The 673-nt window shown below is 39.6% G+C and carries 1 protein-coding gene; it reads left to right on the top strand.

Going from position 1 to position 673, the window contains the following annotated elements:
- The first annotated feature begins 132 nt into the window (after nucleotides 1-132).
- Entirely contained in the window at nucleotides 133-501 is a 369-nt protein-coding gene (locus tag CIK04_RS34685) for a hypothetical protein (RefSeq protein ID WP_325205963.1), read from the top strand.
- Nucleotides 502-673 lie beyond the last annotated feature (172 nt).

The raw sequence follows: 673 nt of genomic DNA, 5'->3' as shown, positions 1-673 counted from the left end.
CTATAAAACCATGCATGAAACTAAGAAACTAWTTTCTTGAGCTTGTTTAATAATAAAAATCCGTTTTTTATTACCGCTCTTACTCTGGTAAAAAGTATCTGCTTGATCGCAAAGTCAACGGCTTCAAAGTCGATGCGCGCAAGTTTAGCGAAAACTGGTGTAAAACACAGTTTGTCTGTACTCAATACGCATGGCCCGATCAACTGTTGGATCGCGCAGTGGTGTCCACCATCTACCACGACAGCGATTTGGAAAAACTTAATTTCTGTCTCTAGCCCTGTCTATTCAAACGAAGAGGAAAATGAAATTGTCGGCGAATATGTCTTTAGCCTCTTTTATGATCTGAACGGAAGAAGTGTCGAAACCATCTTTGACCAAGGGTTTAAAACCACCCTGTTAACCTACAATGGCTATCCTTTATCAGAGTTTGCCTACACCAAAACGTACATCGCGGATAACAAACCATTTTCTTATTTTCCTACCCACTTTCAAAACTGGTGATTGATTATTCGTATTTGTTTATCGTTTTTCTGCGTTGTTTTTTGTCTACTTGAATCTGTATGAACAATCCAAAACCAGAAAGCAGCAGTTAGCTGAAGTCTCTTCCGAGGTGATCAAAGACGAGCTAACCGGGCTGCACAATCGAAAGATCTTCAATGACACTCTGTTTAAA

The sequence above is a fragment of the Vibrio sp. 03_296 genome, from assembly GCF_002265885.1.
The sequence above is the reverse complement of the archived record's forward strand: the minus strand, read 5'-3'. Positions and strand labels throughout refer to the sequence as shown.

Coding starts and splice junctions, on each gene's coding strand:
- CIK04_RS34685 (WP_325205963.1), top strand. CDS start 133: ATGCGCGCAAGTTTAGCGAAAACTGGTGTAAAACACAGTTTGTCTGTA.